We start from the raw sequence: 24,821 nt of genomic DNA, 5'->3' as shown, positions 1-24,821 counted from the left end.
CAAGCATCCGGCTCAGAGACTGGGCCGGATGAAATCGCCGGTCTTGGCGTCCATCACCCACAACTCGCCTGTCGAGATATCGAACCAGGCGCCATGGACGCGCAGACGGCCCTTTTCCTCAAGGATTTTCACGCAAGGAAAGGTCCGCAGGTTGGCGATGGAGTTGCGGATCGACACCCGCTCCAGCGCCGTCTGACGCTCGGCCTGGGTCAAGACGTCGATGCCGGGGATCTGTTCGGCGGTCGGGCGCAGCAGGCCCATCCACTTTCCGATGAAGTCGCCGGGCGACAGAGGCTCGTCCAAGGGATCGAGCGCTGCCTGGATACCGCCGCAGCGGCCATGGCCCATGACGACGATATCGCGGATCTTCAACACCTGCACGGCATATTCGAGTGCTGCCGACGTGGCGTGGAACTGGCCGTCCGGCTCATAGGGCGGCACGAGGTTTGCGACATTGCGCACGACGAAGAGCTCGCCGGGGCCGGAATCGAAAATGGTCTCGGGCGCCGACCGGCTATCGCAACAGGCAACGACCAGTGTGTGCGGCTTCTGGCCTGTCTCGGCTAGCGTGCGGTAGCGCTCGCGCTCCCCGCTATAGCGGCCGCTCATGAAGTTGTCGTAACCGGAAAGGAGCGAGGGCGGAAAATCTGTCATGCGCCTTGATTAGCCTTGCTGGCGCAGAAGATCAACACGTGCGGCATCCGCCCGATCCGAATCGGGGCCAGCCGAGCCGGTCGTCAAACGGCAGCCGGCAGGCACCCTCTTTCGTGTGCATCCAGGCGGCGCAGCTTATGACACCCTGAGGAGGGCCACAGCGCCCACCCGTTCAGCGCCGTCCGGTGCGCGAGGGATGCATCAGGTGGCGCAATTGCACCATGGCCATCGGTGTCGAGAGGCTGGCCGCATCGGTTTCGAGTGTCAGTTCGTCACCGCCGCGTTTGGCGGTGCGCGCCAGAACCTCGAACACGCTGGCGGTTGCCAGCTGCAGCGCCCTTTCCTCGTCCATGCCCGACAGAAGCCGGGCGAGAAACACGGCCGACAGGAGGTCGCCCAGCCCGTTCGGGGCATTGTCGATCAGCCGGTGCTCGGCAAGCAGGGCGTGGTTTCCACTCAAGTACAGATTGCCGGTGCCTCCCGCCATCATCGGCACGGCGGAGGTGACCAGCATTTTTGCCGGCCCCAGCGACAGGGCGGCATCCATGATCGCCGTATTGCTGTCGAGATCTGCGCCGGCCATCCAGGCAAGCTCGTAGCGGTTCGGCGTCGCAAGCGAGGCCAGCGGAATGAGGTTTTCGCGGATGGCCTCGGCCGTTGCTTCCGGCACGTAGAGGCCGCCTTTGTCGCCCATCACCGGATCGCAGACATAAAGGAGATCGGGATTCTTGGCTTTCAGCGCCGAAATCAGACGCGCCACCAGCCGCGGCTGCGCAGCATGGCCGAAATAGCCGGTGAGCACCGCCTTCACTTCCGGCAGCCAGGGCGCGCGGATCAGATCCTCGATGATCTTTTCGAACTGATCTTCCGGGATCACCACCCGCGTCGAGGGACCGTGGCCCGGGTGCCACGGCATGATGACCGTCGGCAGCGCCCAGACGGGCAGGCCCATCGTCTCGAGCGCAAACACGGCCGCGCGGTTTCCGACGGAGCCGCGAATCACATGGCTCGAGATGACGATGACGGCATGGGTGTCGGACATGAGAAAAAGCCTGTTTTTGAGCGATTACGTCGATTTTTCACGGTCTGGTGTCAATTAAACTCATAAAACTATGCAAGAACCTGTTCCAGAGCTGCCTTAATGCCTCAAACATCGGTTGAATAGCTCCTAACCAAGCAAAGGGAGGAAAGCATGGCTGCCAAGCGTAATCCGAAGCAGGAAAAACAGATCCAACTGGCCCACGCGGCCTGGGCTGAGAGCGGTGGTGTCGTGTTGGATCCGGATATTCTGTTTGGTCGGGCCAGCAATGACGACATCGCCGCCTATACGCCCGACATGCTGGCCGCTTCCGCCCATTATGCGGCCCGCGAACTGGAGGCCTTCACGGGCGAGACCGCGCGGATCTCCATTTCCACTGTCGAGGGCGTCGCGCCCCATGGCGTGCCGGTCTCGGTGTTGACGGTGATCGACCGTGACATGCCTTTCCTCTTCGATTCGGTCATGGGCGAGGTGACCAGCAGCTTCCGTGACATCACGCTTGCCGTCCATCCTATCCTCGACGTGCAGCCGGGCAAGGCGCCGGGGCTCTATTCCTATGAGCGAAGCCAGGCGGCGAGCGAGCATGTCAGCCTCATCCAGATTCATCTGGCACCACTCACCGAGGAGCAGGCGGCAGATCTTTCGGCGCGACTGCGCCTTCTGCTCGACAAGGTCCACTCCGTCATTACCGACTGGAAGCCGATGCTGTCCCTGCTGAAGGGCGCCAGCCGCGACATGAAGGAGGCGCCGATCACCGGCCGCCGGGCAGAACGGGACGAGGCGCTCGACTTCTTCAAATGGCTGCGCGACGGCAATTTCATCTTCCTTGGCATGCGCGAATACGTCTATTCCGGCGAGGGCGCCGATGCGACACTGTCGCGCGGCGAGGGGCGGGGCCTCGGCATCCTGTCGGATCCGGATGTGCTTGTACTGCGCCAGGGTAAGGATCAGGTGACAACCACGCCGGAAATCCTGCAATTCCTCCAGGGGGAGGATTTCCTGATCGTCACCAAGGCCAATGTGAAATCCACCGTCCACCGGCGCGCCTATATGGACTATGTCGGGGTCAAGCGTTTCGACCCCGAAGGCAAGGTCATCGGCGAGCTGCGCATCGTCGGCCTGTTTACCGGCACGGCCTACACCCATTCCGTCAGCGAAATTCCGCTCTTGCGGGCCAAGGCCGCGCGGGTGGAAGAGCATTTCGGCTTTGATCCGCTCAGCCATTCCGGTCGCATGCTGCGCAACACGCTCGAATCCTATCCGCGCGACGACCTGTTCCAGATCGATCCGGATCTTCTGGCGCGCTATTGCGAGCAGATCATGGAACTGGCCGAGCGGCCGCGCGTGCGGGCACTGGCGCGCATCGACCATTTCGACCGCTTCGTGTCCATTCTCGTTTACGTGCCGCGTGAAAATTACAATTCGGCGGTGCGCGAGAAGATTGGCACCTATCTCGCCGCAACCTTCGAAGGCCATGTCTCCGCCTATTATCCGGCCTTTCCGGAGGGCGGCAATGCGCGCGTGCATTTCATCATCGGCCGGAGGCTCGGCAAGACCCCGCATGTGCCGCAAAAGCAGCTGGAAGACGCGATCCGCGAGATTTCAACGCCCTGGGCCGAGCGCTTTGCCGGTCTGGCAGGACCGGACAGCCCGCACATCGACACCAGTTTCGCCTTCCAGGAAGCCTTTTCGCCGGAGGAAACCTTTGCCGATCTGCCCGATATCCTGGCCTGCGTGCAGGGAGAACCGATCCGCATTTCGCTTTACGAGCGCCAGGATGGAGAGCGGCGCATTCTGTCTCTGAAAATCTTCCACGCCGGCGGCCATCTGGCCTTGTCGCGCCGTGTGCCGCTTCTGGAGAATCTCGGCTTTCAGGTGGTGAGCGAGCGCACCTTCGACCTTGTGCTCACGCAAAGCGGCACGCGCGTCGTGCTGCATGACATGGAACTGCAATTGACCGACGAGCGCGCAATCGACATGGAGCGGGAGGCGCCGCTGGTGGAGGAAGCCTTCCTCGCCGCCTTCGACGGGTCGGCGGATAATGACAGCTTCAACCGGCTGGTTCTGCTGACGGGTCTTTCCGTGCGCGAAGTCACCGTGCTTCGGGCCTATGCCCGCTACCTGCGCCAGACCGGCATCGTTTATTCGCAGGCCCATATTGCCGATACCATGGCCCGCTATCCGTCCATCAGCCGGGATCTCTTCTCGCTCTTCAGGGATGGATTTGATCCCAAACTGGGCGATGCCGAGCGCGAGGAGCGTCTCATCCGCCATCATGCCGCCATCGAGGAGGCGCTGACGGCCGTTCCCAATCTCGACGACGACCGCACGCTGCGCCGCTACGTCAACGTCATCGATTCAACCCTGCGCACCAACTATTTCCAGACGGACGAGAACGGCCAGCCCAAGCCGATGATCGCCTTCAAGCTGGATCCCAAACTGCTGGACGGCCTGCCGCAGCCGCGCCCGTTCCGCGAAATCTTCGTCTATGGCACGGAAGTGGAGGGCGTCCACCTGCGCTTCGGCAAGGTGGCCCGCGGCGGATTGCGCTGGTCGGATCGCGGCGAGGATTACCGAACGGAAGTGCTGGGGCTCGTAAAAGCGCAGCAGGTGAAGAATGCCGTGATCGTGCCGGTTGGCGCCAAGGGCGGCTTCTTCCCGAAGAAGCTGCCGTCACCGGCGCAGCGCGATGCCTTCTTCAATGCGGGCCGCGATGCCTACAAGACCTTCATCCGCACGCTCCTGTCGATCACCGACAATATCGTCGGTGGCGACGTGGTCGGCCCGGCCGATACGCTGCGACTGGATGGGGACGATCCCTATTTCGTCGTCGCCGCCGACAAGGGCACGGCGACCTTCTCCGACACCGCAAATGGTCTTGCGCAGGAGGCGGGCTTCTGGCTGGACGACGCCTTTGCCTCCGGCGGTTCGGCCGGCTACGACCACAAGAAAATGGGCATTACCGCACGCGGCGCCTGGGAGGCGGTCAAACGCCATTTCCGCGAGATGAATGTCGATATTCAGACCACGCCATTTACGGTGGCTGGCGTCGGCGACATGTCGGGCGATGTGTTCGGCAATGGCATGCTGCTGTCCAAGCACATCCGGCTGGTTGCCGCCTTCGATCACCGTGACATCGTCATCGATCCGGACCCCGATACGCAAAAGACCTTTGCCGAGCGCGAGCGGATGTTTGCCCTGCCGCGCTCCAGCTGGCAGGATTTCGACCGTTCGGTTCTCTCCAAGGGCGGCATGGTCATTCCGCGCACGGAAAAATCGGTGAAACTGACGCCGGAGGCAAAGGCCGCCATCGGCCTCGACAAGGATATCGCCACTCCCTTCGAGATCATCACGGCGATCCTCAAAAGCCCGGTCGATCTTTTGTGGTTCGGCGGCATCGGCACCTATATCAAGGCGCAGTCGGAAACGGATGCGGAGGTTGGTGACCGCGCCAACGATCCGATCCGCGTCACGGCCGGCGAGGTGCGCGCCAAGGTGATCGGCGAGGGCGCCAATCTCGGTGTCACGCAGAAGGGCCGCATCGCCTATGCACTTGCCGGCGGGCGCTGCAATTCCGACGCGATCGACAACTCGGCCGGCGTCAATTCCTCCGACGTCGAGGTCAACATCAAGATTGCGCTGAGCCCTGCCATGCAGGATGGCCGGCTGCCGCGTGACAAGCGCGACCGACTGCTCGCCTCGATGACGGCGGATGTCGGGGCGCTTGTCCTGCGCAACAACTACCTGCAGTCGCTTGCCATTTCGCTGACGACACGGCGTGGCGTGCGCAACCGCGAAGAACTGTCGCGGCTGATGTCGGCGCTGGAAGGGCAAGGGGAGCTGAACCGCAAGGTGGAGACGCTGCCGGATGATGCCGAACTTGCCGAACGCTATGCGGCGGGCAAGCCGCTGACACGTCCGGAAGTGGGCGTGCTTCTCTCCTATGCCAAGATCGTGCTGTTTGATGCGATCGTGGCAAGTGACCTGCCGGATGATCCCTATTTTGGCGCTGTGCTGACGGCTTACTTCCCGGGCCCCATGCAGGCGGCTTATGCAAATGACATTGCTCACCACCGCCTGCACCGCGAAATCATCGCGACGGTGCTGGCCAACGAGGTGATCAACCGCGGCGGTCCGGGCTTTGCCCAGATGATGAGCGATATCAGCGGGCGCGCGCAGGTGGATGTGGTGAAAGCCGCCTTCATCGCCCGCGATGCCTATGACCTGCCAAAACTCTGGGCGGCGGTCGATGCGCTGGATGGCACGCTGGATGGCGAGGTGCAGAACGATCTTTATGAGCGTATCGGCGAGATCTTCTTCGGTGCCACCATCTTCATCCTGCAGACCGGCATTGTTGCTGCTCCGGTGGAAGATGCCATCAAGCGCATCCGCGCCGGCATCGATGGCTTGCGCAGCACCATCCGCAGCACGGCGGCAGGCGAGGGTGCCGCCCCCATCGAGGGCGTGCCGGCCGCGCTTGCAGGCGAACTCGACCTTCTGCCGAACCTGGTTCTCGTGCCGGAAATCATGCTGATTTCCGAGCGCAGCGGTGCGCCTCTTTCGCGGGCAACGGAGGTTTATTTCCACGCCACCGACACGTTCCGGGTCAACCGCTTCCTCGAGGCGGGCGAACGGTTCGGCACGGCCGATCATTACGAAAACCTCGCCATCATCCGCGCCCTGCAGCAGATCGCAGCGGCAAGGCGGGATATCGTGACGATTGCGCTGCAGACGCATGGTGCCGACGACAAGCCGCTGGAAGCCTGGCTTGCCAGCGACCGGCTGCGTCTCAACCGCATCAGCAGCGAGTTGATGGCCTTGAGCGAAGGCGGCGACACGACGTTGGCCCGGATGATGGTGGCGGCCAGCCTGTTCACGGACCTTGCCCAGACCGGGGTTCGGTGATCCAATGGCGCTCTGAAACGGGAGGAGCGCCGTGACGTTTGAAAACTCCGGGACGGTGCCCAAGGTGCCGTCTCGCGGAATCTGGGGCTGGATGCTGTTCGACTGGGCAGCCCAGCCCTTCTTCACGGTGGTGACCACCTTCGTCTTTGGGCCGTATTTCGTCGCCCGCCTGACGCAGGATCCGGTGGCAGCCCAGGCCATGTGGAGCAACATGGCAACCGTTTCCTCCATCGTGATCGCGCTTCTGTCGCCGGTCCTCGGTGCGATTGCCGATCAATCCGGCCCGCGAAAACCGTGGATTGCCTGTTTTGCCGTGGTGAAGATTGCATCGCTGGCCATGCTCTGGTTTGCAGCCCCGGGCTCAGCCCTCGTCTGGCCGGTTACCTTCATGATCCTTGCCTCGATCGCGGCGGAATTTTCCATCGTCTTCAATGATTCGATGATGCCGCGGCTGGTGCCGGCAAGCGAGGTGGGCCGTGTCTCCAACACCGCCTGGGGGCTGGGTTATCTCGGCGGTATGGTGGTGCTGATCTTCGTCGTCGGTTTTCTGGCCGCCGATCCGAAGACGGGGGTCACGATCCTCGGCATGGCGCCGCTCTTCGGGCTCGATCCGGCGCTCGGCGAGGATGCGCGCATCACGGGACCTCTGGCTGCCGGCTGGTATCTTGTCTTCATCTTGCCGATGTTTTTTTTCACGCCGGATGCCACGCGCGGCGAACCGATGAAAAAGGCGGTTCTATCCGGCGTGCGCGAACTGTCTGCCACGCTTTCCGAACTCGTCACGCGGCGCAAAACCATCCTGCGATTTCTCATCGCCCGCATGCTCTATCAGGACGGCGTAAACGGTCTTTTGATCCTCGGCGGCGCCTTTGCGGCGGGCATGTTCGGTTGGGCGACGCTCGAAATCGGCCTGTTCGGCATCCTCATCAATGTCGTCGCGATCTTCAGCTGCCTTGCTGCCGGCCGGCTCGACAGGCTGTCCGGCTCAAAAACCGTCGTCATCCTCAGCCTTGTGCTGTTGCTGATAGCAACGCTTGGCATCATCTCGACGGCTCCCGGTTACATCCTGTTCGGGCTTGTACCGCTGTCGGCTGTCGATACCGGCGGCGTGTTCGCCACGTCCGCCGAAAAGGTTTATTTGATCTTCGGGGCGCTCATCGGCATGGCCTTCGGCCCCGTGCAGGCCTCGTCGCGCTCCTACCTTTCCAGAAGCGTGCATCCGGATGAAGCCGGGCGCTATTTCGGCATCTATGCGCTGTCCGGCCGCGCCACGAGCTTCATGGCGACGCTCTCCTTCTCGCTCGTCACCTATGCCTCAGGCTCGGCGCGGCTCGGGATGGCCATGCTCATCCTGTTTCTTCTGGCTGGCCTCGTTCTTCTTATCGGGACCCGTTATCCGGCCGTGGAGCGCCCGGAAGAGCGCTGATCCTTAACGAAAAATGCCCGGGCGTAACCCGGGCATCGTGCAGGATGGTTTGAGGCGCGACTGTGATCAGTGGCGGAAGTGGCGCATGCCGGTAAACACCATGGCAACGCCGTGTTCGTCGGCGGCTGCAATCACTTCCTCGTCGCGCATGGAGCCGCCCGGCTGGATAAGTGCGGTCGCGCCAGCGGCAATCATCGACAGGAGACCATCGGCAAACGGCAGGAAGGCCTCGGAGGCAACTGCGGAGCCTTGCGTCATCGGCGCAGCCCAGCCCATCACCTTGGCCGATTCCTCGGCCTTCAGCGCCGCGATACGGGCGGAATCGACGCGGCTCATCTGGCCGGCGCCAATGCCGGCCGTCTGGCCATCCTTGGCATAGACAACGGCATTCGACTTCACATGCTTTGCCACCTTGAAGGCAAACTTCATGTCGATCAGTTCCTGCTTGCTCGGCGCCCGCTTGGTGACGACGCGCAGATCGAGGTCTTCCACCATGCCGTTGTCACGGGTCTGGACGAGAAGCCCGCCGGAAACGGTCTTGGCGGTGAGCCCGCGCGAACGCGGATCGGGAAGGCCGCCGGCGAGCAGAAGACGCAGGTTCGGCTTTTTCGCAATGATCGCTTTGGCTTCTTCGGAGGCATCCGGCGCGATGATGACTTCGGTGAACAGCTTGATGATCTGTTCTGCCGTTGCGGCATCCAGCATCTGGTTGAGCGCAATCACGCCGCCGAAGGCAGAGGTGCTGTCGCAGGCAAGCGCCCGGCCATAGGCATCGACGAGCGAAGAACCGATGGCGACGCCGCAGGGGTTGGCGTGCTTGATGATGGCGCAGGCAGCACCCATCTCGGCCGGAAATTCGCTGACCAGCTCATAAGCGGCATCGGTGTCGTTGATATTGTTGTAGGAAAGCTGCTTGCCTTGGATGAGCGTTGCCGTCGATACGCCGGGGCGCTTGTCGCCGGTCAGGTAAAAGCCGGCGGACTGGTGCGGGTTTTCGCCGTAACGCATTTCCTGGGCAAGAATGCCGCCGACGGTGCGGTAACGCGGCATCTCGATATCGAGCGCTTCGGCAAACCAGTTGGAAATCATCGTGTCATAGGCGGCGGTGCGGGAATAGGCGCGGGCCGCAAGTTTCTGGCGGAAGGCGTAAGCCGTCTTGCCCTCGTCGGCGCGCATCGCCTCGATCAGCTGCGGATAATCCTGCGGATCGGTAACGATCGTCACATAGGCATGGTTCTTGGCCGCAGCACGGATCATCGCCGGACCGCCGATATCGATGTTTTCGACCGTCGTCGGATAATCGCCGCCGGCTGCCCGCACTTCTTCGAACGGATAAAGATTGATGACGGCAAGATCGATCGCGCCGATCTTGTGCTCTTCCATCGCCTTCGCATGCTCGGCATCGTCGCGGATCGCCAGAAGCCCGCCATGAACGCCCGGATGGAGCGTCTTGACGCGGCCATCCATGATTTCGGGAAAGCCGGTAACGTCAGAGACATCGGTCACGTCAAGGCCCGCCTCGCGGATGGCCTTGAACGTGCCGCCGGTCGACAGAAGCCGCACGCCGTGGTCGGCAAGGGCGCGTGCCAGTTCCACAATGCCGGTCTTGTCGGAGACCGACAGAAGCGCCGTGCGGATTTTCACTTTGTCGGGGGCGGGGATCATCTTGGAAACGACGGCCATCGGGGGAACTCCGTGCTGGGTAACGCGCCCCGTGCTGCCGGGCGCCTCGATCCGGGCCGCGTTATCACAGCTTGGCACAGGAGGAAACGACGATCAGGCGCGGGCAGGGCGGTGGGCGGAGGTTTTTGTGGCTAAACCTGCTGTTTAAGCATCCAGCGCAGGTCGGGTGTGTCGGGCAGTACAAATTCGATGACCATCTGCTGGCTGGCCCGCATGCCCGATACATCGGCGAAGAAGACATCCTCATCGATCTGAACGGTCTGGCCGGGCACGGAAAACAACCAGGTTTCGCCATCGGGCGCGGCCAGGCGGATCGTGTCCTCCTGCAGGCGCTGCAGAAGGATGGCGGGGTGGACATGAAAGCGCAGCACCGCCGAAACCGTCCCTCCGGCCTTTCGTCCCGCACCCTCGGGCATGAAGAAATGGTCGTGGCCCTTGATCTTGTTGCCCTTGGCAGCCAGGCCGATTTCCCGCTGATGGATATAGCCGAAACTTTTCAGGTAGCCGTCATGGGAGGCTTTCACCCAGTCATTGCCATAGGCATCGTCCCAGCGGCGCGCTTCGACCTCCTCGAGCCCATCCATCATGATCGGCCCGAGAAAGCGGGAGGGCAGGATGCGCGCCGAGGACGTTTCACCAAGGGTTGCCGTGGAATGGGCGGCCGTCGAGCGCGACAGCAGGCGGAAATCGCGGCCGGAAAATTTCGGCGCTCCGGCATTGACGATGAAGCGGTTGCGCCCGGCCGACATTTCAAACGACAGGCAGCCGGCATGGGCCGACCGCGACAGTTCCGGCGATGCGGGCTTTCCCGTATCGATGAGGATCGTCGTCTCGCCGGCGGTGAGCCGGTGGTACTGGCTGTGCGGCAGAGCCTTGAACGGCTTGCCGCCTGTCTCGTCGTAGCGCAGGGCGGACATCAACTCGGTGGCGGGCGTGGCGCTTGCACCATTGAAAAGGGCAAGATCGCCATCCTGGTGGCGAAAGAAGCGCAGCGCCGGAAAGATCCGGTCGATGGTCGGGATCAGCTTTCCCGGCACGTCATGGCCGAGATTGATATAGGTCTGGCGCAGCGGCAGGAGATCCAGAAGCAGGTCGAGCGCCGTGCGGGGGTTGCGCGAGGCATGGCCGCCATCGGCCAAGATCTGCCGCTCAAGTTCCCGGTCGAGTTTCTGGCCCTCGCGGCGAATAAGCTTTTCCGTCGAGGGAATGGAAAGCGAGGCCATGGCTAGCGCGATCTGGATGCGCAGCCGCGTTTCGCCCTCCGGCAGGCACGTGGCCACCTTGCGCAGATAGCGCCGGTGGATGGCAAGGCTTTTCATGAAGCGCCGGTAAAACCCACTTTCGGCTCCCTGCAGCACGACAGGCGAATGGCAGAGGAAGGCAATCATCCTCTCTGCCGCCACATGCGGCTCCCAGGCGAGGCCGGAGATGCGGGCGTTGTGCAAATGCATCCATGACGACACGAGGCTGCGTGCCCGCGCGCGCGCCTGCGGGGAGCGGATCGCCCGCATGTGGCGCAGGAAGGCAAACGAGTGAAGACGCTCGGCAAAGGCGAGCGAGGGGAGTTGCATCAGGAACGGTGAGGTCTCACCGGCTTCGAGCAGCTTTCCGGCCAGCGGAAAGCGTCCCTCCATGATTTCCTCGGCAATATAAGGATCGATGGAGCGCAGGTCGGTGGGCGCCACCACCAGCCGGTCCGGCACGTCGAGAAGAACTCGGCAGCGCGTCATGCCAAGCGCCGTCATGCGCTGACAGAGGCGCCTGCGAGCCTCGGTCGTCCAGAGAGCAGCATAGTGTCGGCGCTCTGCCATGAGCATGGTCAAATCCGGAAATCCCTGATGGACCCCTCCCGCCTGCCGCTTCCTGTGAAACGGCTGCAGTCCATTACAAGTCCCGAATGTGCGCGCTTATGGTGAACAAATCCTTACCCACGCTGCAGAACGCAGGCGAAAAACCCGTCCATGCCGCCGGCATGGCTTTCGCTGGGGGCGATCATGGCGGGCGTCGTGCGGAATTCGCCGAGCGGATTGATCGCCTCTTCCAAGCCCGGCCAGTCCTCGCGGCGGATGGCCAAGCGCTTGACGGAGGCATCGTCGCGCAGCAATTGCGCCACCAGTTGCTCGCCTTCCAGCGGATCGAGCGAGCAGTTGGAAAACACCACGAGCCCGCCTGGCTTTACCAGCGTCAGGGCATGGCGCAGCATGCGCCCCTGCAGGTCTGCCAGTTTCTCGATATCTTTGGCGTCCTTCGTCCACAGCACATCCGGATGCCGGCGCGTGGTGCCGGTGGAGGAGCAGGGCGCATCGAGAAGCACGCCATCCAGCAGTTCTTCGGGCTTGTAGTCAAAGAGGTTGGACTGGACGATGGTCGCTTGCAGATTGAGCCGCGACAGGTTTTCGGCAAGCCGCAAGGCCCGGTTGCCGGACATTTCGATGGCAGTCACTTCGGCGCCGAGCGCGCAAAGCTGGGCGGTCTTGCCGCCGGGAGCGGCACACAAATCCGCAATGCGTTTGCCGGCAAGGCCCCCGAACAACTGGGCCGGGAGGCTGGCTGCCGCATCCTGCACCCACCAGGCGCCTTCCTCGAAACCTTCGACCGCGGGAATGCCACCATCGAACGCGGCAAGCCGCAGGCTGCCGGTCGGCAGAATACGGGCATTGAGGCGCTCGGCCCAGGCCTGTCCGTCGTCCTTTACGGTGAGGTCGATGGGTGCCGGGGTCAGCTGGGCTTCGGCAATCCGGCGGGCCTCGGCTTCGCCATAGGCCTTGACCAGCCGGGTGTAAAACCAGCCGGGCACCGGGGAGATGGCCTGGCTTGCCCCAAGGATCTCGTCGCGCTCGCGCACCATCCGGCGCAGGAGCGCGTTGACGAGCTTGGCAAAGCGCCGGTTGCGCGGATCGCGATGCGCCTGCTCGACGGCAAGGTCGACGGCGGCATGCGAGGGAATGTCGAGATAAAGAATCTGCGCGGCCGCCGTCGTCAGAACGTGCTGGAGCGCGCGTGCGCCCTCCGGCAGCGGCTTGTCGAGCATCATCGACAGGCTTTTTTCGATGCGCGGCAGGTGGCGAAGCGTGGTGTTGAGGATCGCGCGCAGCAGCGAACGATCTGCCTCGCTCAAGGCCCGGTAGGCCGGATTGCCATGGCCGGCATCCAGCATGCCATCGAGCGATGTCTTCTTGTCGATGACGGCGGCGAGGATCTTCGAGGCGGCGATGCGCACATCAAGGCCCGGCTTGTCGGCAAAGACGGGATGTCTTGGCGCCCCGTCTCCACCCGGGCGTGGTGGTGAGGGCTTTTGTCGTTTCTTGTTGTTGTCGTCTGCCGTCAAGACCAAGGACCTTTGCGCGGTTCGTCATCGTTGCGGCGCGCCGGGCCGGTTGTCGGCACGGAACGCGATGTGCGCGTGGGTCTAGCAGTCGTTGCAGGGCGCGTCGAGGTCATGGGCATGCTCGATGCCATGGAATGCAGGGCGGCAATGCGGTTTTCGGTGTTCGGGTGGGTCGAAAAAAGGTTGTCCATCCGCTCGCCCGACAGCGGGTTGATGATGAACATGTGGGCGGTTGCCGGATTGCGCTCGGCATCCTGATTGTGGATCGACTGCGCGGCACCGGCAATCTTTCCAAGCGCCGAGGCAAGCCAGAGCGGGTTGCCGCAGATTTCGGCGCCGCGCCTGTCGGCCGAATATTCACGCGTACGGCTGATGGCCATCTGCACCAGCATGGCGGCAAGCGGTGCAACGATCATGGCAACCAGCACGCCGATGAAGCCGAGCGGATTGTTGTTCTCGCGGTTACCGCCAAAGAAGAAGGCGAAATTGCCCAGCATGGAAATGGCACCGGCCAGCGTGGCGGTAATCGTCATGGTGAGTGTGTCGCGGTTCTGGATATGCGCCAGTTCATGCGCCATCACACCGGCCACTTCCTCGGGCGATAGCCGTTCCAAAAGGCCGGTGGATGCGGCGACGGCTGCGTTTTCAGGATTGCGGCCGGTGGCAAAGGCATTCGGCTGCGGGCTGTCATAGACATAGACGCGCGGCATCGACAGTCCGGCATTGGCGGAAAGGTCGCGGATCATGTGATAGAATTCCGGCGCATTGTGCCCGTCCACCTCTTGCGCGCGGTAGGCCGACAACACCATCTTGTCGGAATTCCAGTAGGAGAACAGGTTCATGCCGGCCGCGATCAGAAGCGCGATCATCATGCCGCCGCGTCCCCCGATCAGGAAGCCGACGCCCATGAAGAGTGCCGTCATGAAGGCCAGAAGCATGGCGGTGCGGATCATGTTCATCGTGGGTTCTCCCGGGAAAGGTAACGCGGTACTTCATGCGCGCCGCGTTCTATCGTAAGGAAATGTGGTTATCCGGGGCGTGTTTTCAATATTCCCCGCAACGCAAGGAGGTTGACCCCATGCAGACGCCGGACAACGATAATATCGAAACGGACGCAAGCGCAGAGCCGGTGGCCAAGGTGCTTTCGCCGGCCGCCCAGCGTGCGCTGCAGGAAGCCGAGGAGCGTCGCGCCCGCGAAAAACCCATGGAAATGCCGGCCGAACGCGGTGGCCGCGGCGGGGCTGATCCGGCCCGTTTCGGCGACTGGGAAATCAATGGGCGCGCCATCGACTTCTAGGACGCTGCGATCAATGCGTTGCGGATGAGCGGTTCATTCCGGCTGACGGTGCGTGGCGTCACCCGGCTGACCCTGTGATGCCTCGCTTGATATCGCCCCCGGCTTCGCCGCGGAGGCGGCCTCCTGGGCGCGCAGCCAGTCTTGCAGGGCCGCGATGACCCGAAGCCGGATGCTCGCCTTGCGGATGAGCGCGCGCGCCAGCGCCGTACCCTGTCCGGCAAAGCCCATTTCTGCCATCGCTTCGGACGGGCCGATGCGGCGGGCGATCATGATCTTCTCGATGCGGGCGACCGTCAGCGGCAGCAGGTAGCGGCCATTGGCAATCAGCTCGTCGCGCCCGCTTAGGAAAGTCTCGGTCCCGCAGGCTCCTTCCGGATCGGAATCCCTGGCATGGAGGCTTGCCAGAAATGACCGGCGTTCATCAGCGCTTGCCCGCAGCCAGTGTTTCTGCAGCTTTTCCAGCGCACTGCGCTTGTGTTTCTTCGGCATGAGCGATCCGTCAGGGGGAGGGCTCAACGGCGAGCCGGCGGGGAAGTTTCTCCGCCTTTATCTGGCGGCAGTGTCTTATGATCCCAGACGACGATGCTTGCAATCAGCCGGCGGTCTCGGACAAGGGATCGAGCATCGCCTTCAACTGATCCGGCTCGCGGATGCCGAAGAGATACCAGTCGATCAGCGCGCGACCGATGGTCTGGGCTTCCTCACTGTCAACAGCGATCGATCGTTGCAGGCACACCTCTTCCAGCATCGCGCGCAGAATGCGCAGATCCTCCGTCTCCAGTGTGTCATAAGAGGAAAAAGGCATTGCGCCCCCCTTAGATTCAACAGGTGTTCAAGATAAGCGCAGCCGCAGCCGCGGTCAAAGCAAACCGATCCTGCGCCAGTCTGGGACGGGACAGGTGTGTTCCCGTAGCCACGATGAAGGGAGACCCCCTTTCGGGCGGTGCAAGATCCCAAGTCGATACAGCGATAACGACGGCCTGCCATTACCGATACCAGCAAAGCTGATCCAGTATCAAAACGTTAACGGTTTCCTGCCTAACGTGGCGGGAATGTGACTTTTGAAGGCACGAATTCTGTTGCAGCATGACCAATATCTGCCGCCGATCGGAAGGCCGCCGATATGATACCGGAATCCAGAATGCCCCTAATTGCGATTCTCGATGACCAGGAAACCAACCGGCGCATCTTCGAGCGATTAGCGTCCTCGATTGAAGATGCGGTGGTCATCCGTGTCTTTGCAGATCCGGTCAGCGCGCTTGCTGCCTTCGAGGCTGGCCTGGTCCCGGATCTGATCGTGACCGATTTCAAGATGCCGGTTATGGATGGCGCCGGTTTCATCCGCGCGGTGCGCGCGTTGCATGGATTTTCCGAGATCCCGGTCATCGTCATCACGGTCTATGAAGAGCGCAGCTTTCGCATGCGGGCGCTGGAAGCCGGCGCCACCGATTTCTTGCAAAGCCCCATCGATCATCAGGAATTCATCACGCGGGCCCGCAACCTCCTGAAGCTGCGCAAGCAGCAGATGCTGCTGGAAAGCCGTGCCCGCTTTCTCGCTGTCGAGCTTGCGACCAGCGAACAGTCACGCCAGGCGGTTCTGCGCGATTCGAGCGAAAGGCTGGCGCAGGTCATCGATACGGTGCCGGCGATGGTCAGCGCCTGTGACCGCGAGGGCCGCATTCTGTTCGTCAATGCCTTTGTCGGCGCCTTCATGGCGCGCGATCCGGCAAGCTTGGTCGGCAAGAGCAGTGATCTGCTGGTCGATCCGGAAATCGCCGGACCGAACCGCATGCTGGACCGCAAGGTCATTCTCAGCGGCCAGCCCCTGCAGAGTTTCGAGCGGGAGATGACGAGCGCCGCCGGTGACAAGCGGGTTTTCCTCACCACCAAATCACCGCTTCGCGATGGCAGCAACACCATTGTCGGCGTGGTCACCAGCGCGCTCGATATTACGGAGCGCAAACGGGCCGAAGAGCATCTGTTGCATGTGGCGCGCCATGATGCGCTGACAAACCTGCCGAACCGCAATTTCCTGCTCGACCGGTTGCGCCGCGAGGTTGCCCGGGCACGGCGGGGCGACCGGTCCTTTGCGCTGCATTTCATCGATATCGACGAGTTCAAGAGCATCAATGAATTGCTCGGTCATGATGCGGGCGACGACTTTCTGAAGGAAGTCGCCCGCCGTCTCCAGCAACTGGCCGGGCCTGAAGATATGGTGGCACGGCTCGGCAGCGACGAATTCGCCATGCTGCAATCGATCAGCAGTGGCGATCCGGATGCCGCAACCCGCGCACGCGCGGTCATCGAGGTGATGGGCAAGCCCTTTGCCGGGGAAGGCAAGCGCTTTGCCTGCGGCGCAAGCATCGGCATCACCGCCCATCCGGTGGACGGCACCGACGTTAGCAAGCTGGTCAAGAATGCCGAGCTTGCCATGTATCAGGCCAAGGAAAACGGTGGAAACCAGTTCCGTTTCTTCGAAACGAACATGGCCGAGCGCATGCGCAACAACGCCATTCTCGATGGCAAGCTGCGCACGGCGATCGATGAAAGCCAATTCGTCGTCTATTACCAGCCGCTGATTTCGGCCGTGACCGGTCTCGTCATCGGCGCCGAAGCGCTGCTGCGCTGGCAGCACCCGGAAAAGGGACTGGTGACGCCGGGGAGTTTTCTGCCGCGGGCGGAGGAAAACGGCCTTATCGTGCCCATCAATGAATGGGTGCTGGCGCAGGCCTGCCGCGAGGCGCGCAATTGGCAGCGCCTCGGACTTGCCGGCCTGCGCATCAGCGTCAACCTGTCGCCGGTACAGTTCCGGCGCGTCGACGTCGCTGACCTTATCACGCGATCGCTTGCCGCCGCCGATCTTGATCCCGCCGTCCTCGAAATCGAGATCACGGAAAACATCGTGATCGAGAATACCGAGAGCGTGATTTCCGCACTGAAGCAGATCGGTGCGCTGGGGGTCGGCATTTCCATCGACGATTTCGGCACCGGCTATTCGTCACTGAACTACATCAAGCAATTCCCGATCGACCGCATCAAGATCGACCAATGCTTCGTGCGCAACATGGTGGAGGATCCGAGCGACCACGCCATCGTGCGCACGGTGGCCAATCTCGGCCACAGCCTTGGCCTTGCCGTGGTTGCCGAAGGCGTCGAGACGCAGGCGCAGGCGACGCTTTTGAAGGTCGATGGCTGCGATGTCATGCAGGGCTATCTCTTCGGCCGCCCCATGCCTGCCGCGCAGTTCATCGATCTGGTGCGCTCGCAGCAGAACCCCGATCCGCAAGGGCTGGGACTGAGTGCATGAGGCGGACACTGTCCCTTGATCTGAGGTTGTTGTTTTGCCAGCCGCTCTCGGTCTCGTTGCATCAATTGCGGCTGATGTTGCGGTCGCGCCCGGATACCGAGCACGAACTGACGGCAAATCGCCTCATCCTCTCCTCCGGCATCATCCTCTATCTGGTGCTGGCGCAGCTATTCGGCTCCGAGGCGGCAGCCTCTGCCCTCGATGTGGCTGCCGTACCGGTCGCGCTGTTTGAGATTTTTGCCTTCGGTCTTTTTCTGCATATCCTGTTTTACCCTGGCGTCAGTCATTGGCGCCGGGTGGCCGGCATCGTGGCCGATGTCGGGGCCTTTTCCTATGGGCTGCATGTCAGTGGCGAAGCGGGTGCCGCCCTGTTTCTGGTCTACTTCTGGGCCGTGCTTGGCAATGGGTTCCGGTTCGGCATCGTCTATCTGGCGCTTGCAGCCGTCGCAGCCGTCCTCTGCTTTCTGGCGGTCGTCCTCACCACGCCCTATTGGCAGACGGAGATCAACCTCTCCATCGGCCTCATCGGCGCCCTTATCGTGATCCCGGCCTATACCGCAAAGCTCGTGCGCAAGCTGTCGCAGGCCAAGCGCGAGGCGGAAGAGGCAAGCCGCGCCAAGAGCCTTTTTCTCGCCAGCATGAGCCATGAGCTGCGCACGCCCCTGAATGCCATTATCGGCCTTAGCGACCTGTTGATGGGCATGGCGCTGAAAGGCGAGCACAAGGATATGGTGCGCACCATCAGCCGCTCCGGCCGTTCGCTGCTGTCGCTGATCGAGGCGCTGCTTGATCTCTCCCGCATCGAGGCCGGCCAGGTGAAGATCCTGCCCGAAAAGGTCGACCTGCCGCGTCTGTTGCAGGACGTGCGGGCCATGGCCGGCGTGGCGGCGCATGCAAAGGGTCTCAGGCTGTCTCTGCATGTGGGCGTCAACACGCCGCAATTCGTGCTGGCGGATCGCCGGCATCTGGAAGAGATCCTGCTCAACCTTGCCAGCAACGCCGTCAAATTTACCGAAAATGGCCACATCCGCATCGAGGTCGACTACAAGACCACCGCGGATGGCGCGGGCCTGCATGTGGAAGTCGCCGATACAGGCATCGGCATTGACCCTTCTGCACATGGGCGCATCTTCGAACGCTTCACCCAGGCTGACGGCACCATCATGGACCGGTTCGGCGGCACGGGGCTCGGCTTGGCAATCGTGCGCCAGCTGGTGCGGGCGATGGGCGGCGATATCGGTGTGGTCAGTGCGCCAGGCGAGGGCAGTTCCTTCTTCTTCCGCCTGCCGGTCGAGGCGGTCTTCGAGGAAGATGCCGATGTGACGCTGCCGCCCTTCGTGTTCCTCGGGCAGGGCAGGCTGGAGGCGGATGCCTATCGCCATGCCCGTCCGGTTTCAACGCTCGAAGCGGCTGTGAAGGCTGTCCGCGCCTTGCGTCTTGAAGGCGTCAAACAGCCGCTGGTTCTCATCGATTCGCAGATGCGCGATCCATCGCCCGCCCGCTTGGCACGGCTGCTGCTCGATGCTTTCCCGCTCGATGACGCGCCGCTCCTGGTTCTCGTCAAGCGCCATCCGGGGGAGGGGCGCCTTACTCCCGTCATGCGTCATCTGTTTTTCACCGTTGTTGCGCCCGATGAACCGGTGAACATCCCGGTTCTCCTTGCAATGACGCGGGAAAGTGCCGAAAACCTCGCGCAGGCGCATGTTCCGGCCCGCGCCGGGCGGCGGTTCCGCCTGTTGATCGCCGACGACAACAAGACCAACCAGATGGTGCTGGGCAAGATTCTGGAAACCAGCGGACATCATTACGAAGTGGTCGAGAACGGCGAGGCGGCGGTCGAGCGCATGCTGCAAGGCGATCTCGACCTGGTGCTGATGGATCTCAACATGCCGGTGATGAACGGCATCGAGGCCGTCAAATTCTATCGCTTTGCAGCCCTCGGCACCAAGGAAATACCGGTTGTTGCGGTCACCGCCGATGCCACGGCCGAGGCGCGGGAGCGCTGCCTGGCAGCCGGCATGGCCGGATGCCTGACAAAGCCCGTCGAACCCCGGCATCTTCTGGAAACGATTGCCGCCATCATCGGCGATACCATGCCGGAACCGGCCGCTGAGGTGGTGGAGGCGCCAGCCGTTGCCGCTGTTGCTGCCGACCGTCCGATCATTGATGCCATGACCTGCGAGGCGCTGGAGCAACTGGGTGGCCCGGCATTCGTCGACGAGCTGCTCGAACAGTTCGTCAACGATTCGGCCGAGGCGTTGAGCGAGCTTGCCCAGGCCGTTGCCGAGGAGAACGTGCAGAGCTTTCGCAACTGCGCCCATGCGCTGCGCAGTGCCGCCGCCAATGTCGGGGCCGCGCGTATCTACCAGCTGTGCCTGGAATGGCGGGAAATCAACGACCCGGAACTGTCCAGACGGGGTGAAGACCATCTTCACACGCTGACAGGAGAAGTTGAGCGCCTGCAGCAGGAGGTCCGATCACGGCTTGCATCCTGAGGCGCGCAAGCGCGTCTCGGTCCCGTCCTAGAGCAGGCCCGCCTCGATGCGCTTCGTTTGCGCCCCGCGCAGCCGATCGATCTTGCGCAGATCCGCATCCTCGAGTGCCATGGCCGCATCCACCCACAGATCGACCACATCGATCAGTTCCTGGTGGGTGAGTGGGTTTACCCGCCGGCGCACGTCGCGCATCGTGCGCTGGATGGCATGCTTGCGGCTGTTGCGGGCGATATATTCCCGAACGCCTTCCTCGCCCTTGCCGTCGTCCACCACCATGTCAACGAGACCCATCTCGAAAAGATCGTCGGCGCTGTAGATCTGCCCGCTCATGATCATCTTGGTGGCGCGGGTCGGGTCGAGGCGGCGCGACAGGAAGCTGTAGGCGCCCATGCCGGGGAAGAGATTGAACAGGATTTCCGGCAGGCCGAACTTTGCCTTGCGCTCGGCAATGATGATGTCGGAGGCAAGCGCTGCCTCGAAGCCGCCGCCCAGCGCATCGCCCTGTACCAGCGAGATGAGGAAGATCGGAAGGTTGAGGCTTTGCGATGATGAATAGACGAGATCGACGCAATCCAGCGCATAGCGCCGAAGCCCGTCGCGGTCGCGCGAGCGGATGTGCTCGGCAAAATAGCCGAGATCGCCGCCGAGGTTGAAGATGTTCGGCTGCTTGGAGCCGTTGACCAGATAGAGCAGCGGCAACTCGTCACTCGGGCGCTCGAACAGTTTCTGGATGCGCGCGCGAAGACTGCTCAGGTCCTTCAAAAGTGCCGGGGTATAGCTTGGCGCCTGGGTGGGGCGCATAAAGTACCAGAGGGTCTTCTGAGCCGGATCAAGCCGCACCTCCAGCTGATCATAGGAGGCGGTTGCAAAGCTCAGTTCGATCGGCAGGAGATCACTGCCGCGCAGCAGCGCCGGCTTCTCCGGGATCGTTGCTGCCGGACGGCGCAGGCCGGCGTCGCCGGTTGCCTCGCGTTCTGCCTGTCTCGCCCGCTCCGATACGTCCGCCATAGTCTCGACCCCATTTCCAATAGCCGACAGTGTATCAAACTATGCTGCGCTGCGAAGGGGCCGATCCGGAAGTTTTTAAAATCTGATTAAGAGTTACGGTTAACAAACTTTATTTTATGTCGCTAATACAGTGGGTTGTGCGCCCGGTTCGGTATTGACGTTCCAGGCGCACCCCACTGTGACATTCAGACGATGCCGCCGGAACCACCTTTGACAGCGGGACGCTGGGCCGCAACTGCTACACGATACCCGCTCGAACGATAGGCTGCGATGGGATCTATCGCGCCGCCCGACCGCAGCCTTGCCTGTGCCAGGATCGGCTCGACATCGGTGCGGTAGGCGCGCTTCAGCGTCTCGGTCGCCATCAGGGCATCATTTGCCTCCTGGAAGCCGTCGAGGCTTGCGCGGTCCACCAGCAGGGCCTGTGCATAGGCGCGCCGGATTTCGTTGGCAGAGGAGATCAGGCTTTCGATCGGATCGGTGACATTATGGCTCTGGTCGATCATGTGGGCCGGATGAAAACCTTGGACGCCACGGTGGTCCGCATCCACCAGCTCGTTGAAGACGAGGAAGAGGCGGTAAGGGTCCACTGACCCCGCATCCAGGTCATCGTCGCCATATTTCGAATCGTTGAAGTGAAAGCCGCCGAGTTTTTCGAACTGGATGAGGCGGGCGACGATCATCTCGATATTGGTGTTGGGCGCATGATGGCCAAGATCGACGAGGCAGAAGGCTTTCTCGCCGAGCGTCTGGGCAATCAGGTAATTGGTGCCCCAGTCCTGGACGACGGTGGAATAAAAGGCCGGCTCGTACATCTTGTGCTCGGAAAACAGCCGCCAGTCGTCGGGCAGCGCCTTGTAGATCTCCCGCATGGAGTCGAGATACCGCTCGAACTGACGCGTGAAATTCGTCTGGCCCGGGAAATTGGAGCCGTCGCCGATCCAGACGGTCAGGGCCTTGGAGCCGAGCGCATTGCCGATTTCGATACATTCGATGTTGTGCTCGACGGCCTGCGCGCGGGTTGCCGCATCGCCGTGGCTGAGCGATCCATATTTATAGGAATGCGCCTGGTCGGCGGCATCGGAAAACGTGTTGGAGTTCATCGCGTCAAAGCCAAGGCCAAGCGATGCGGCCTTGGCCTTCAGCTCCTTCGGGTCGGCCTTGTCCCAGGGAATGTGCAGCGAAACGGTGGGGGTGGCCCGCGTCAGCTGCTGGATCACGCCGCAATCATCGAGCTTGTCGAAAATGTGCCGCGGCTCGCCGAGGCCGGGAAAGCGGGCGAAACGCGTGCCGCCGGTGCCGACACCCCAGGAAGGGACGGCGACGAAAAACTCGGACACCTTTTGCGTGATGGCATCGATATCGATGCCACTGCGCGCGAGCTTTTCACCCAGTGCTGAATAATCGGACGCGAGTGCGGCTTCGTGTTGGTCATTGTGTTCGGCGATCTGATCGCTCGAAATTGTCGGTTCTGTCATTGTGTTTCCTCCCAAATGATTGCGTCCCCTCGTCCGGTAGCCTCCCTCTCCCGTCTTGACGGGGAGAGGGGCTTAAGGATCAGGGACGCAAGGCCCTTATCGCGTAAAGCTCTGCGCGTTGCCCGCATCCACGTTGATGATATTGCCCGTCGATTTCGCCGAAAGATCCGACGCGAGGAAATAGATCGCCTCGGCAATGTCTTCCGGAAACACGTTGAGCTTCAGCATCGAGCGTTTGCGGTAATGTTCCTCCAGATCGTCCACCTCGATCTTCGAAGAAGCCGCGCGCTGTTCGCGCCATTCGCCGTTCCAGATCTTTGAGCCGCGCAGAACCGCATCGGGATTGACCGTGTTGACGCGGATGCCGGCGTCGGCCCCTTCGAGTGCCAGGCAGCGCGCCAGATGGATTTCGGCAGCCTTTGCGGTGCAGTAGGCCGACGCATTGGGGGAGGAGGCAAGGCCGTTCTTGGAGGCGACGAAGACGACGTTTCCACCGAGCTTCTGGCGGCGGAAAAGACGAAATGCTTCACGTGAAACAAGGAAATAGCCGGTGGCGAGAATGCTGATATTCTTGTCCCACATGGCAAGCGTGGTGTCTTCTACCGGTGCCGAAGACGCGATGCCGGCATTGGAGACGAGAATGTCGACGCCGCCGAATTCGACGGATGCGGCGGCAAAGCTGTCGATCACAGCCGTTTCCTGCGTCACGTCGAGCTTCGCGGAACGGACCGAATCGACGCCGTGGCGTTTGGAGAAATCGGCAAGCGTTGACGAAAGCGCGTCCGCATCGATATCGGCCAGCACCACGCAGGCGCCTTCTGACACGAGGCGTTCGGCCGTTGCCCGACCGATGCCGCCGGCACCGCCGGTCACAAAGGCGACGCGACCGGCCAAGCTCTTGGGCTTGGGCATACGCTGCAGCTTTGCCTCTTCCAAAAGCCAGTATTCGATATCGAAGGCTTCCTGCTCCGGCAGGCCCTGATAGTCGGACACGGTGGAGGCGCCGCGCATTACGTTGATGGCGTTGACATAGAACTCGCCGGCAATGCGGGCCGTGGCCTTATCCTTGGCAAAGGAGAACATGCCGACGCCGGGAACGAGGAAGATGACCGGATTCGGATCGCGGATTTTTGGCGAATTGTCGTGCTTGCAGGCTTCATAGTAGCGCGTGTAATCGGCGCGGTAGTCTTCCAGCGCCTGGTCGAGGCTGGAGAGGACTTGATCGACATCCGGGGTTGCCGGATTGAAGTCGAGGATCAGCGGGCGGATCTTGGTGCGCAGGAAATGGTCGGGGCAGGATGTGCCGAGCGCGCCGAGCGGCTTCAGGTTGGCGGAATTGACGAATTCCAGAACCGCATCCTGATCGTCGAAATGGCCAAGCTTGCGCTCGAGCTTTCCGATGCGGCCACGGATTTCCGGCATCAGGCGGGCAGCAATTGCGCGGCGTTCTTCAGCCGGCAGGCTCTGGGTGACGGCGCCACCGAAGATCAGCTTGCCCTCAGTTTCCTTGGCAAACCACTCGATCGCCTTGTTGATGATCTCCAGCGTCAGCAGGTAGCAATCCTTGGCGTCGTTTGCCCAGGTAAACAGGCCATGGCTTTCCAGCACCACGCCCTTTGCCGTCGGATTGGCCTTCACGAAGGCTTCGAGATCGAGGCCCAGCTGGAAGCCGGGGCGGCGCCAGGGCAGCCAGCCGATATCGGCGCCAAAAATCTGTTGCGTCAGTTCCTTGGAATTCTTCGAGGCGGCAATGGCAATGATCGCATCGGGATGCATGTGGTCGACATGCGTGAACGGCACAAAACCGTGCAGCGGCGTGTCGATAGAGGCCGCGCGCGGATTGAGGTTGAAGGTGCAATGCGGCAGGAAGCCGACCATGCGGTCCTCATCCTCGACGCCCTTGTAGATGCCCTTCAGCGCCTCAAGCTTCTCCTGGTAAAGCGTTGCAAAACCGTCGAGCTTGATCGTGCCGACATCGCCGCCGGAGCCCTTGACCCAGAGGACCTGAACTTTTTCGCCGGTCAGCGGATCGGTTTCCATGACCTTGGCCGAGGTGTTGCCGCCGCCGTAATTGGTGATGCGCTTGTCGGCGCCGAGAAGGTTGGAGCGGTAAAGAAGCTTGCCCGGCTCATCGAGGTTTGCCGCGTGGGCATCGTCCCAGCGGCTTTCGAGAAGGTGTGTTTGGCCCGTCATGGAAATCC

Annotated in this window: 16 protein-coding genes; 5 read left to right on the top strand and 11 right to left on the bottom strand. The window is 62.1% G+C overall.

Annotation, left to right across the window (positions count from 1 at the left end; translation table 11 throughout):
* Nucleotides 1-12: 12 nt before the first annotated feature.
* The gene (locus J2858_RS20810; protein WP_210106782.1) at nt 13-654 is read right to left on the bottom strand and encodes a carbonic anhydrase; all 642 of its coding nucleotides are present in this window, start codon (nt 652-654) and stop codon (nt 13-15) included.
* Nucleotides 655-826: 172 nt separating this feature from the next.
* Nucleotides 827-1,696, bottom strand: a complete 870-nt coding sequence (gene pdxY / locus J2858_RS20805) for a pyridoxal kinase PdxY (protein WP_210106781.1) — start codon at nt 1,694-1,696, stop codon at nt 827-829.
* Between the two features lie 150 nt (nt 1,697-1,846).
* Here pdxY and J2858_RS20800 point away from each other — a divergent pair, with 150 nt between their 5' ends.
* Entirely contained in the window at nt 1,847-6,598 is a 4,752-nt protein-coding gene (locus tag J2858_RS20800) for an NAD-glutamate dehydrogenase (protein WP_210106780.1), read from the top strand.
* Nucleotides 6,599-6,689: 91 nt separating this feature from the next.
* On the top strand, nt 6,690-8,024 hold the full coding sequence (locus tag J2858_RS20795; protein WP_210106901.1) for an MFS transporter: 1,335 nt from the start codon (nt 6,690-6,692) through the stop codon (nt 8,022-8,024).
* A 66-nt stretch (nt 8,025-8,090) separates the two neighbouring features.
* On the opposite strand, the gene purH is transcribed toward J2858_RS20795, so the two are convergent.
* The 4 genes from purH to htpX all read right to left on the bottom strand — a co-directional run bounded on the left by purH (nt 8,091) and on the right by htpX (nt 13,994).
* Nucleotides 8,091-9,707 carry a bifunctional phosphoribosylaminoimidazolecarboxamide formyltransferase/IMP cyclohydrolase gene (purH, locus tag J2858_RS20790; protein WP_210106779.1) on the bottom strand — a complete coding sequence of 539 codons (1,617 nt, stop codon included), beginning with the start codon at nt 9,705-9,707 and terminating at the stop codon, nt 8,091-8,093.
* A 131-nt stretch (nt 9,708-9,838) separates the two neighbouring features.
* Nucleotides 9,839-11,524 (bottom strand): heparinase II/III family protein, encoded by a 1,686-nt coding sequence (locus J2858_RS20785; RefSeq protein WP_245366939.1) that lies wholly within the window; start codon nt 11,522-11,524, stop codon nt 9,839-9,841.
* Between the two features lie 107 nt (nt 11,525-11,631).
* Nucleotides 11,632-13,041, bottom strand: a complete 1,410-nt coding sequence (locus J2858_RS20780) for an RsmB/NOP family class I SAM-dependent RNA methyltransferase (RefSeq protein WP_210106778.1) — start codon at nt 13,039-13,041, stop codon at nt 11,632-11,634.
* A complete protein-coding gene (htpX, locus tag J2858_RS20775) occupies nt 13,032-13,994 on the bottom strand; it encodes a zinc metalloprotease HtpX (RefSeq protein ID WP_210106777.1) in 963 nt (320 codons plus the stop codon). Before htpX ends, J2858_RS20780 begins: the two co-directional genes overlap by 10 nt.
* A gap of 119 nt (nt 13,995-14,113) precedes the next feature.
* Between htpX and J2858_RS20770 the strand changes: the two genes are divergently transcribed.
* Nucleotides 14,114-14,332, top strand: a complete 219-nt coding sequence (locus J2858_RS20770) for a DUF1674 domain-containing protein (protein WP_210106776.1) — start codon at nt 14,114-14,116, stop codon at nt 14,330-14,332.
* 33 nt (nt 14,333-14,365) lie between these two features.
* Here the strand turns inward: J2858_RS20770 and J2858_RS20765 are convergent, their stop codons facing one another.
* Both J2858_RS20765 and J2858_RS20760 read right to left on the bottom strand, forming a co-directional pair.
* The gene (locus tag J2858_RS20765; protein WP_210106775.1) at nt 14,366-14,821 is read right to left on the bottom strand and encodes a hypothetical protein; all 456 of its coding nucleotides are present in this window, start codon (nt 14,819-14,821) and stop codon (nt 14,366-14,368) included.
* A gap of 103 nt (nt 14,822-14,924) precedes the next feature.
* A complete protein-coding gene (locus J2858_RS20760; RefSeq protein WP_210106774.1) occupies nt 14,925-15,137 on the bottom strand; it encodes a hypothetical protein in 213 nt (70 codons plus the stop codon).
* A gap of 336 nt (nt 15,138-15,473) precedes the next feature.
* On the opposite strand from J2858_RS20760, the gene J2858_RS20755 reads away from it, so the two are divergent.
* On the top strand, nt 15,474-17,639 hold the full coding sequence (locus J2858_RS20755) for a putative bifunctional diguanylate cyclase/phosphodiesterase (RefSeq protein WP_210106773.1): 2,166 nt from the start codon (nt 15,474-15,476) through the stop codon (nt 17,637-17,639).
* Nucleotides 17,640-17,713: 74 nt separating this feature from the next.
* Nucleotides 17,714-20,134, top strand: coding sequence for an ATP-binding protein (locus J2858_RS20750; protein WP_210106772.1), 2,421 nt, complete (start codon nt 17,714-17,716; stop codon nt 20,132-20,134).
* A 27-nt stretch (nt 20,135-20,161) separates the two neighbouring features.
* On the opposite strand, the gene J2858_RS20745 is transcribed toward J2858_RS20750, so the two are convergent.
* The 3 genes from J2858_RS20745 to J2858_RS20735 form a co-directional block, all read right to left on the bottom strand.
* A complete protein-coding gene (locus tag J2858_RS20745; protein ID WP_210106771.1) occupies nt 20,162-21,142 on the bottom strand; it encodes a crotonase/enoyl-CoA hydratase family protein in 981 nt (326 codons plus the stop codon).
* A gap of 185 nt (nt 21,143-21,327) precedes the next feature.
* A complete protein-coding gene (gene rhaI / locus J2858_RS20740) occupies nt 21,328-22,620 on the bottom strand; it encodes an L-rhamnose catabolism isomerase (protein ID WP_210106770.1) in 1,293 nt (430 codons plus the stop codon).
* A 96-nt stretch (nt 22,621-22,716) separates the two neighbouring features.
* Nucleotides 22,717-24,813, bottom strand: a complete 2,097-nt coding sequence (locus J2858_RS20735; protein WP_210106769.1) for a bifunctional rhamnulose-1-phosphate aldolase/short-chain dehydrogenase — start codon at nt 24,811-24,813, stop codon at nt 22,717-22,719.
* Between the last annotated feature and the right edge of the window lie 8 nt (nt 24,814-24,821).

It is taken from the genome of Neorhizobium galegae (genome assembly GCF_017877135.1).
GTDB lineage: Bacteria > Pseudomonadota > Alphaproteobacteria > Rhizobiales > Rhizobiaceae > Neorhizobium > Neorhizobium galegae_A.
Note: the sequence above shows the minus strand (reverse complement) of the source record. Positions and strands in the feature narration are given on the sequence as shown.

What these genes read in the sequence shown, in the direction of transcription:
- J2858_RS20795 (WP_210106901.1), top strand. Translation starts at nt 6,690, where the DNA reads ATGCTGTTCGACTGGGCAGCCCAGCCCTTCTTCACGGTGGTGACCACC.
- htpX (WP_210106777.1), bottom strand. Translation starts at nt 13,994, where the DNA reads ATGAACATGATCCGCACCGCCATGCTTCTGGCCTTCATGACGGCACTC.
- J2858_RS20745 (WP_210106771.1), bottom strand. Translation starts at nt 21,142, where the DNA reads ATGGCGGACGTATCGGAGCGGGCGAGACAGGCAGAACGCGAGGCAACC.
- purH (WP_210106779.1), bottom strand. Translation starts at nt 9,707, where the DNA reads ATGGCCGTCGTTTCCAAGATGATCCCCGCCCCCGACAAAGTGAAAATC.
- pdxY (WP_210106781.1), bottom strand. Translation starts at nt 1,696, where the DNA reads ATGTCCGACACCCATGCCGTCATCGTCATCTCGAGCCATGTGATTCGC.
- rhaI (WP_210106770.1), bottom strand. Translation starts at nt 22,620, where the DNA reads ATGACAGAACCGACAATTTCGAGCGATCAGATCGCCGAACACAATGAC.
- J2858_RS20770 (WP_210106776.1), top strand. Translation starts at nt 14,114, where the DNA reads ATGCAGACGCCGGACAACGATAATATCGAAACGGACGCAAGCGCAGAG.
- J2858_RS20760 (WP_210106774.1), bottom strand. Translation starts at nt 15,137, where the DNA reads ATGCCTTTTTCCTCTTATGACACACTGGAGACGGAGGATCTGCGCATT.
- J2858_RS20750 (WP_210106772.1), top strand. Translation starts at nt 17,714, where the DNA reads ATGTTGCGGTCGCGCCCGGATACCGAGCACGAACTGACGGCAAATCGC.
- J2858_RS20800 (WP_210106780.1), top strand. Translation starts at nt 1,847, where the DNA reads ATGGCTGCCAAGCGTAATCCGAAGCAGGAAAAACAGATCCAACTGGCC.
- J2858_RS20735 (WP_210106769.1), bottom strand. Translation starts at nt 24,813, where the DNA reads ATGACGGGCCAAACACACCTTCTCGAAAGCCGCTGGGACGATGCCCAC.
- J2858_RS20810 (WP_210106782.1), bottom strand. Translation starts at nt 654, where the DNA reads ATGACAGATTTTCCGCCCTCGCTCCTTTCCGGTTACGACAACTTCATG.
- J2858_RS20765 (WP_210106775.1), bottom strand. Translation starts at nt 14,821, where the DNA reads ATGCCGAAGAAACACAAGCGCAGTGCGCTGGAAAAGCTGCAGAAACAC.
- J2858_RS20755 (WP_210106773.1), top strand. Translation starts at nt 15,474, where the DNA reads ATGCCCCTAATTGCGATTCTCGATGACCAGGAAACCAACCGGCGCATC.
- J2858_RS20785 (WP_245366939.1), bottom strand. Translation starts at nt 11,524, where the DNA reads ATGCTCATGGCAGAGCGCCGACACTATGCTGCTCTCTGGACGACCGAG.